Origin of the sequence: Gordonia aquimaris, assembly GCF_026262595.1 — a bacterium.
Classification (GTDB): domain Bacteria; phylum Actinomycetota; class Actinomycetes; order Mycobacteriales; family Mycobacteriaceae; genus Gordonia; species Gordonia tangerina.
Genome location: NZ_JAPKFM010000047.1, coordinates 1 through 10,073, shown reverse-complemented (window position 1 = coordinate 10,073; position 10,073 = coordinate 1). Strand labels below are relative to the sequence as shown.

Genomic DNA, 10,073 nt, shown 5'->3' with positions numbered 1-10,073 from the left:
CGCCAAGTGCACGGTGCCGGTGGGTAACCCCACGGGTGTGCGCAGTGCCGAGCGGGCGGTGTATGCCAATCCGGAGTTCGCGCAGCCATGGGACGACATTCCGAAGAAGGATCCGGACAAGCTCAATCTGAACCCGTTGGCGCGACAGCTGGCGGCACTGCTGGGAGTTCGGCCACAGTGATTGCTTGGGTTCCTCTCAGGCCCCGATGGTTAGGTGACGGCCGATGACGACGAGTAGCACATCGACCTCTCCGACGTCGGGGCGCGCACGGTCGCGCAGCACCGGCGCGACCGTCGCGTTGGTTGCCGCCATCGTCGCGGTGATCGTCGCGGCCGGCTGCGCGGTCTGGTTCGGCTATCAGGGCTATCAGGCGTACTTCGTGCAGAAGCCGATTCAGGAGGCCCGCGACGGCGCCGTGAACGGTGCCGAGCAGGCCATCATCAACGTGACGACGGTGGACCCGCGCGACACCGCCGACTGGAAGCGTCGGGTGGATGCCTCGCTGACCGGCAAGGCGCGCGAACAGATCACCAATCAGGACGTCAGCAACCTGAACTCGATGATCACCGACGCCGGGCCGCAGGCAGCATCGCTCACCTCGCGTCTCATGCGCAGCGCACCGACCGAGGTGGACGCCGACGGCGGCAACGCGAAGGTGTTGGTCTACGTGGCCGCGACATCCAAGCGGGAGAACGAGGCCGGCGTCACCCAGACGATGGGCTTCTCGGTGTCGATGACCAAGGACGGCGACACGTGGAAGGCCAACGACATCGTCCCGCTCGACTCGCTGCAGTATCAGGACCCGGGCACCGCCGCGGGCCAGGACGGCGGGCAGGGTGCCGACGGGTCCGCGCCCGAGGGAGCCACCCAGAACGGGGGAGGGGGTAACTGATGGCGACCAACCCACGCCCACCGCGCAAGGGACAACGACCCAAGCGCAAGTCCACCCCCCGGGTCGCCGGCCGCACCGCGCCCGGCCACCCCGCCGACGGAACCCCGAATGTCGCCGACGCAACCCCGAATGTCGCCGACGCGACCCCGAATGTCGCCGACGCAACTTCGAGCCCCGCCGACGAAACCCAGAATCCCGCCGACGGACCTTCGAGTCCCACCGAGGCAAGTACCACCTCCGACGTCCCCGAGAACGACCCGGATCCGGCCGAGGTCGCCTCGGCTGCGTCCGACGGCACCGCGGATTCCGTCGACGACAGTCCGTCGACTGATTCGACCGACGACGCCGACCAGCCCAAACCGGCCGCCAAACGCCGGGTGGCACGTGTGTCGACTCTCCGCCCGGGCGACGGCGCCGCCACGAGCCCGTCGCAGGCGGCATCGAGCACACCGTCTCGGAGACGTCCCGTGCGATCCGGGCTGCGGACCGTGGTCGGGGTGCTGGCCGCACTCGCGGTGGTCCTCGGCATCTTCGCCCTCGTCGCCGGTCTGTATCCGGGCGCTGACATCGGGCCCAACCAGGCCTTCGTCGACCAGCCGGCCACCACGGAACTGACCTCGCAGGTGCAGAGCAAGGCCTGCGCACTGACCGTCAACACCGTCGACATCGACAAATGGGCCGGCGAGGCGCGGGCGGTCCTGACCGGCCAGGCGTTGACGGAGTTCGACGAGTATCTGCCTCAACAACGCGACATCCTCAATCAGACCAAGGCGGTCGCCGACTGCCGGGTGGAATCGGTGGGCGTCGCCGACCTGAGCGGTGGCGATGACGGCGACACCGCCCAGGTCGTCGTCAACATGATCGTGAGCCAGCAGCAGGCCGGGATCGCCGGACAGAGTGCCGCGCCGCGATACCAGTTCGGCATGATCAAGCAGGGTGACGCCTGGCTGATCAACAAGGTCGACGCGTTCTGACCGACCCCGGGCATCCAGGTCCCGAGAAGCACCCCCGACATGCGCCCGATTACAAGCGTGCCGCGACCGCCGTGTCGTTGCCGGATCTACTCGAGTGCCCGTCGGAGGTGTTTTTCGCTCCCGGAATGCCGGCCTGCCCCGGCTCTGCGCAGGTAAGGCGCCAGTTTTCTGACCCAAATATGCGCGTAGCGCTTGACGTATCGGCGATGTCGGGCCACGCTGTCACCAGCGAATGACGTGCAGGCAGCCACCCGCGCGAACTCGCTTCCAGACGTGGCTTGACAAAGTGCGTCTATTTTCTGCTACAGTTGGACGTTGCGCTGGCTGCCTCCTGTCCATGTACCGATCCTTCCTCTGGCCACCTTTGCTGTGTGTGCTCGTGGTGATCGCCGAAGTTGCAGGTGCCACCAGCGAACGGCCCATCAAGCCAAGCACCGAGCTAGGTAGAACACTTCGTGTTGGAAGGACGCATCTTGGCACTCGACCGCCAGTCCACCTCAACCATCCCCGGCGCGCCCAAGCGCGCATCTTTTGCAAAGATCGACGAGCCACTGGAGGTCCCCGGACTCCTCGACCTCCAGCTCGATTCCTTCGAGTGGCTCGTGGGTACCCCCGAGTGGCGTGCCAAGGCCATTGCCCGTGGTGACGACAACCCCACCGGTGGTCTCGAGGACATCCTGCACGAACTGTCCCCCATCGAGGACTTCTCCGGCTCGATGTCGCTGTCCTTCTCCGAGCCGCACTTCGACGAGGTCAAGGCCTCCGTCGAGGAGTGCAAGGACAAGGACATGACCTATGCGGCGCCGCTGTTCGTCACCGCGGAGTTCATCAACAACAACACCGGCGAGATCAAGTCGCAGACCGTGTTCATGGGCGACTTCCCGATCATGACCGACAAGGGCAGCTTCATCATCAACGGCACCGAGCGTGTCGTGGTGAGCCAGCTGGTGCGCAGCCCGGGCGTCTACTTCGACTCCTCGATCGACAAGGCCACCGAGAAGAACCTGCACACCGTCAAGGTGATCCCGGGCCGTGGTGCTTGGCTCGAGTTCGACGTCGACAAGCGCGACACTGTGGGCGTTCGCATCGACCGCAAGCGTCGCCAGCCGGTCACCGTGCTGCTCAAAGCGCTGGGCCTGACCACCGAGGAGATCACCGAGCGCTTCGGTTTCTCCGAGATCATGATGTCCACCCTGGAGAAGGACAACACCGCCAACCAGGACGAGGCGCTGCTCGAGGTCTACCGCAAGCTGCGTCCGGGTGAGCCGCCGACCAAGGAGTCCGCGGAGAACCTCCTGGAGAACCTGTTCTTCAAGGAGAAGCGCTACGACCTCGCCCGCGTCGGCCGCTACAAGATCAACAAGAAGCTCGGCCTCACCGACAACCCGATGTCGGGCGAGGGCGTGCTGACCCGCGAGGACATCATCGCCACGGTCGAGTACCTGGTGCGTCTGCACGAGGCCGACCCGCACACCACCACCTACATGACCGTCCCCGGCGGCGTGGAGGTTCCGGTGGAGGTCGACGACATCGACCACTTCGGCAACCGTCGTCTGCGTACCGTCGGCGAGCTGATCCAGAACCAGATCCGTGTGGGTCTGTCGCGCATGGAGCGTGTCGTGCGTGAGCGCATGACCACCCAGGACGTCGAGGCGATCACCCCGCAAACCCTGATCAATATCCGTCCCGTCGTGGCGGCGATCAAGGAGTTCTTCGGCACCAGCCAGCTGTCGCAGTTCATGGACCAGAACAACCCGCTGTCGGGTCTGACCCACAAGCGTCGTCTGTCGGCGCTGGGCCCGGGCGGTCTGAGTCGTGAGCGTGCCGGCCTCGAGGTGCGCGACGTGCACCCGAGCCACTACGGCCGCATGTGCCCGATCGAGACCCCTGAGGGGCCCAACATCGGTCTGATCGGTTCGCTGTCGGTGTACGCGCGGGTGAACCCGTTCGGCTTCATCGAAACCCCGTACCGCAAGGTCGAGAACGGTGTGGTTACCGACAGCGTCAAGTACCTGACCGCCGACGAAGAGGACCGCTACCTCGTCGGCCAGGCGAACACGAACTACGACCTGAACGGGCAGATCACCGACGGCCGTGTATTGGTCCGCAAGAAGGGCTCCGAGGTGGAGTTCGTCAACCCGGATCAGGTCGACTACCTCGACGTCTCGCCGCGCCAGATGGTGTCGGTCGCGACCGCGATGATCCCGTTCCTCGAGCACGACGACGCCAACCGTGCCCTGATGGGTGCCAACATGCAGCGTCAGGCCGTGCCGCTGGTGCGTAACGAGTCGCCGCTGGTGGGTACCGGTATGGAGCTGCGGGCCGCCGTCGACGCCGGCGACGTCATCGTCTCCGACAAGACCGGTGTCGTCGAAGAGGTCTCCGCCGACTACATCACCGTGATGGCCGACGACGGCAGCCGCGACACCTACCGGATGCGCAAGTTCGCCCGCTCCAACCACGGCACCTGCGCCAACCAGCGCCCGATCGTGGACGAGGGGCAGCGTGTCGAGACCGGCCAGGTGCTGGCCGACGGTCCGTGCACCGAAGACGGCGAGATGGCGCTGGGCAAGAACCTGCTCGTCGCGATCATGCCGTGGGAGGGCCACAACTACGAGGACGCGATCATCCTGAGCCAGCGTCTCGTCGAAGAGGACACCCTCACCTCGATCCACATCGAGGAGCACGAGATCGACGCCCGCGACACCAAGCTCGGCGCCGAGGAGATCACCCGGGACATCCCGAACGTCTCCGACGAGGTCCTCGCCGATCTCGACGAGCGCGGCATCGTGCGTATCGGTGCCGAGGTCCGTGACGGCGACATCCTGGTCGGCAAGGTCACCCCGAAGGGTGAGACCGAGCTGACCCCGGAGGAGCGACTGCTGCGTGCGATCTTCGGTGAGAAGGCGCGCGAGGTGCGTGACACCTCGCTGAAGGTGCCGCACGGCGAGACCGGCAAGGTCATCGGTGTGCGCGTGTTCAGCCGCGACGACGACGACGATCTGGCTCCCGGTGTCAATGAGCTCGTGCGTGTGTACGTGGCTCAGAAGCGCAAGATCCAGGACGGCGACAAGTTGGCCGGGCGCCACGGCAACAAGGGCGTCATCGGCAAGATCCTTCCGCAGGAGGACATGCCGTTCCTGCCTGACGGCACGCCCGTCGACATCATCCTGAACACCCACGGTGTGCCGCGTCGTATGAACATCGGCCAGATCCTGGAAACCCACCTCGGGTGGGTGGCCAAGGCCGGCTGGAACATCAACGTGGCCTCCGGTGTGCCGGATTGGGCGTCGAAGCTGCCCGAGGAGATGTACTCCGCCGAGCCCGACACCAACACCGCCACCCCGGTGTTCGACGGCGCGCGCGAGGAGGAGCTGCAGGGCCTGCTGGGCTCGACGCTGCCCAACCGCGACGGCGAGGTGATGGTCAACAGCGACGGCAAGGCGACGCTGTTCGACGGTCGTTCCGGCGAGCCGTTCCCGTATCCGGTTTCGGTTGGCTACATGTACATCATCAAGCTGCACCACCTGGTCGACGACAAGATCCACGCGCGTTCGACCGGTCCGTACTCGATGATCACCCAGCAGCCGCTCGGCGGTAAGGCGCAGTTCGGTGGTCAGCGCTTCGGTGAGATGGAGTGCTGGGCCATGCAGGCCTACGGCGCCGCCTACACGCTGCAGGAGCTGCTGACCATCAAGTCCGACGACGTGGTCGGCCGCGTGAAGGTGTACGAGGCGATCGTCAAGGGCGAGAACATCCCCGAGCCGGGTATCCCCGAGTCGTTCAAGGTGCTCCTCAAGGAGTTGCAGTCGCTGTGCCTGAACGTGGAGGTGCTCTCCTCCGACGGTGCCGCGATCACCATGCAGGACTCCGACGACGAGGATCTCGAGCGTGCGGCGGCGAACCTGGGAATCAACTTGTCGCGCAACGAGTCCGCGACGGTTGACGATCTGGCCAACTGACCCCACCGACGAACCAGACTTAAGAGCTCTCGAAAGGTAACAAGTGCTCGACGTCAATTACTTCGACGAACTGAAGATCGGTCTCGCCACGGCCGATGACATCCACAACTGGTCGTACGGTGAGGTCAAGAAGCCCGAGACCATCAACTACCGCACCCTCAAGCCGGAGAAGGACGGACTCTTCTGCGAGAAGATCTTCGGCCCGACCCGCGACTGGGAGTGCTACTGCGGCAAGTACAAGCGCGTCCGCTTCAAGGGCATCATCTGTGAGCGCTGCGGCGTCGAGGTGACCCGCGCCAAGGTGCGGCGTGAGCGGATGGGCCACATCGAGCTGGCCGCCCCGGTCACCCACATCTGGTACTTCAAGGGTGTGCCGAGCCGGCTGGGCTACCTGCTCGACCTGGCGCCGAAGGATCTCGAGAAGATCATCTACTTCGCCGCCTATGTCATCACGTCGGTCGACGACGAGCTGCGTCACGCGGAGCTGTCGACCCGTGAGGCCGAGATGGAGGTCGAGAAGAAGGCCGTCGCCGATCAGCGCGACGTCGACCTGAACGAGCGTCAGCAGAAGCTCGAGGCCGACCTGGCTGAACTCGAGGCCGAGGGCGCCAAGGCCGATGTGCGCCGCAAGGTGCGTGACGGTGCCGAGCGCGAGATGCGGCGCATGCGTGATCAGGCCCAGCGGCAGCTCGACGAGCTCGAGGAGATCTGGGACAAGTTCACCAAGTTGAGCCCGGGCGAGCTGATCATCGACGAGAAGCTCTACCGCCAGCTCGACGAGCGTTTCGGTGAGTACTTCACCGGCGCGATGGGTGCCGAGGCGATCAAGAAGCTCCTGGAGAACTTCGACATCGACGCCGAGGCCGACTCGCTGCGCGACACCATCCGCAACGGCAAGGGCCAGAAGAAGCTGCGTGCGCTCAAGCGACTGAAGGTGGTCGCGGCTTTCCAGCAGTCGGGTAACAGCCCGCTGGGTATGGTGCTCGACGCGGTGCCGGTGATCCCGCCGGAGCTGCGTCCGATGGTGCAGCTCGACGGTGGCCGCTTCGCCACCTCCGACCTCAACGACCTGTACCGCCGCGTCATCAACCGCAACAACCGCCTCAAGCGACTGATCGACCTCGGTGCGCCCGAGATCATCGTCAACAACGAGAAGCGGATGCTGCAGGAGTCGGTGGACGCCCTGTTCGACAACGGTCGTCGCGGCCGTCCGGTCACCGGACCGGGCAACCGCCCGCTGAAGTCGCTCTCGGATCTGCTCAAGGGCAAGCAGGGTCGTTTCCGTCAGAACCTGCTCGGCAAGCGCGTCGACTACTCGGGCCGCTCGGTCATCGTCGTCGGCCCGCAGCTCAAGCTGCACCAGTGCGGTCTGCCGAAACTGATGGCGCTCGAGCTGTTCAAGCCGTTCGTGATGAAGCGTCTGGTCGACCTGAACCAGGCACAGAACATCAAGTCGGCCAAGCGCATGGTGGAGCGTCAGCGCCCCGCCGTGTGGGACGTGCTCGAAGAGGTCATCGGCGAGCACCCGGTGCTGCTCAACCGCGCACCGACGCTGCACCGCCTCGGCATCCAGGCCTTCGAGCCGCAGCTGGTGGAAGGCAAGGCCATCCAGTTGCACCCGCTGGTCTGTGAGGCGTTCAACGCCGACTTCGACGGCGACCAGATGGCCGTGCACCTCCCGCTGTCCGCGGAGGCACAGGCCGAGGCGCGCATCCTGATGCTGTCGAGCAACAACATCCTGTCGCCGGCATCGGGCCGTCCGCTCGCCATGCCGCGTCTGGACATGGTGACCGGCCTGTACTACCTGACCACGCTGAAGGAAGGCGCGGCAGGCGAGTACAGCCCGGCATCGAACGACGATGTCGAGCGCGGCGTCTACTCGAGTCCGGCCGAGGCCATCATGGCTGTCGACCTCGGTGCACTGACCGTGCAGTCGCGCATCAAGGTGCGGCTGACCGATCAGCGTCCGCCGGCCGAGATCGAGGCCGAGCTGTTTCCGGACGGCTGGACCTACGGTCAGGCTTGGTACTGCGACACCACGCTGGGTCGCGTCATGTTCAACGAGCTGCTCCCGGTGGAGTACCCGTTCGTCAACGAGCAGATGCCGAAGAAGCGTCAGGCCGTCATCATCAACGACCTGGCCGAGCGGTATCCGATGATCGTGGTCGCCCAGACCGTCGACAAGCTCAAGGACGTCGGCTTCTACTGGGCCACCCGTTCGGGTGTGACCGTGTCGATGGCCGACGTGCTCGTGCCGCCGCAGAAGAAGGAGATCCTCGACAAGTACGAGGAGCGGGCCGACGGTCTGGAGCGCAAGTTCCAGCGCGGTGCGTTGACTCCGGAAGAGCGTCGTGACGCACTCGTCGAGATCTGGAAGCAGGCCACCGAAGAGGTCGGACAGGTCATGGAGGCCCACTACCCGGACGACAACCCGATCCCGATGATCGTGAAGTCGGGTGCGGCGGGCAACATGACCCAGATCCGCTCGCTGGCGGGCATGAAGGGTCTGGTGACCAACCCGAAGGGTGAGTTCATCCCGCGTCCGATCAAGTCCTCGTTCCGCGAGGGTCTGACCGTGGCCGAGTACTTCATCAACACCCACGGTGCCCGTAAGGGTCTGGCCGACACCGCGTTGCGTACCGCCGACTCGGGTTACCTGACCCGTCGTCTGGTGGACGTGTCCCAGGACGTCATCGTTCGCGAGACCGACTGCGGCACTGAGCGTGGCATCAACACGACCATCGCCGAGAAGATGCCCGACGGCACGCTGATCCGCGATGCGCATGTGGAGACCTCCACCTACGCACGCACGTTGGCGACCGACGCGCTCGACGAGAACGGCAACGTCATCGTCGAACGCGGCCACGACCTCGGCGACCCGGCCATCGAGGCACTCCTCGCGGCCGGTATCACCCAGGTCAAGGTGCGGTCGGTGCTCACCTGTGCCACCGGCACCGGGGTGTGCGCGCACTGCTACGGGCGTTCGATGGCGACCGGCAAGCTCGTCGACATCGGCGAGGCCGTCGGCATCATCGCGGCTCAGTCGATCGGTGAGCCCGGTACCCAGCTGACGATGCGTACGTTCCACCAGGGTGGCGTCGGTGAGGACATCACCGGCGGTCTGCCCCGCGTCCAGGAGCTCTTCGAGGCGCGCGTGCCCAAGGGTGTCGCGCCGATCGCGGAGGTCTCCGGCCGGGTGCGCCTCGAGGACGACGACCGCTTCTACAAGATCACCATCATCCCCGATGATGGCTCCGAAGAGGTTGTCTACGACAAGATCTCGAAGCGTCAGCGTCTGCGCGTGTTCAAGCACGATGACGGTTCCGAGCGGCTGCTGGCCGACGGCGACCACGTCGATGTGGGCCAGCAGCTCATGGAGGGTTCGGCGAACCCGCACGAGGTGCTGCGCGTGATGGGCCCGCGTCAGGTGCAGGTGCACCTGGTCAACGAGGTCCAGGAGGTCTACCGCAGCCAGGGTGTGTCGATCCACGACAAGCACATCGAGACCATCGTGCGTCAGATGCTGCGTCGCGTGACGATCATCGACTCCGGTGCCACCGAGTTCCTGCCCGGTTCGCTCACCGAGCGTTCCGAGTTCGAGTCGGAGAACCGTCGCGTCGTGACCGAGGGTGGCGAGCCCGCCGCCGGACGTCCCGTGCTGATGGGTATCACCAAGGCAAGCCTCGCGACCGAGTCGTGGTTGTCGGCGGCGTCGTTCCAGGAGACCACGCGTGTCCTGACCGATGCGGCCATCAACAGCCGCAGCGACAAGCTGATCGGTCTCAAGGAGAATGTGATCATCGGTAAGCTGATCCCGGCCGGTACCGGCATCAACCAGTACCGCAACATCCAGGTGCAGCCGACCGAAGAGGCACGCGCCGCGGCCTACGCGGTGCCGTCCTACGACGACACCTACTACAGCCCGGACGGCACCTTCGGTGCTCCCGCCGGTGCTGCGGTGCCGCTGGACGACTACGGGTTCTCCAACGACTACCGGTAGCCTCCACCCGCCGATCGATCTCGATCTCGACAAGCTCGATCCAGCGGATACGCCACTCACTACGTTCGCGGCTACTCGATCCAAGGAGTAGTCCGAGGCGCTAGCTTCCACTGGTGATCGAGTAGTCCGAGGCGCTAGCTTCCACTGGTGATCGAGTAGTCCGAGGCGCTAGCCGAGGACGTATCGAGATCACGCAAGCCGAATCGCATAACGGCCCCCCACTTTCGAGTGCGGGGGCCGTTCG

General features: G+C 65.3%; 4 protein-coding genes and 1 pseudogene. All 5 read left to right on the top strand.

The window, feature by feature from the left end:
- A pseudogene (locus tag OSB52_RS24225) lies at window positions 1-181 on the top strand (mammalian cell entry protein); the annotation flags it as partial.
- Window positions 182-224: 43 nt separating this feature from the next.
- Window positions 225-893, top strand: coding sequence for a hypothetical protein (locus tag OSB52_RS24220; RefSeq protein WP_266063877.1), 669 nt, complete (start codon window positions 225-227; stop codon window positions 891-893).
- Complete coding sequence (locus OSB52_RS24215; RefSeq protein WP_266063876.1) at window positions 893-1,867, top strand: hypothetical protein; 975 nt, start codon at window positions 893-895, stop codon at window positions 1,865-1,867. The genes OSB52_RS24220 and OSB52_RS24215 overlap by 1 nt, the downstream gene beginning before the upstream one ends.
- 473 nt (window positions 1,868-2,340) lie before the next feature.
- Entirely contained in the window at window positions 2,341-5,829 is a 3,489-nt protein-coding gene (rpoB, locus tag OSB52_RS24210) for a DNA-directed RNA polymerase subunit beta (RefSeq protein WP_235723474.1), read from the top strand.
- A gap of 43 nt (window positions 5,830-5,872) precedes the next feature.
- Window positions 5,873-9,829 (top strand): DNA-directed RNA polymerase subunit beta', encoded by a 3,957-nt coding sequence (locus OSB52_RS24205; protein ID WP_235723475.1) that lies wholly within the window; start codon window positions 5,873-5,875, stop codon window positions 9,827-9,829.
- The last annotated feature ends 244 nt before the right edge of the window (window positions 9,830-10,073 follow it).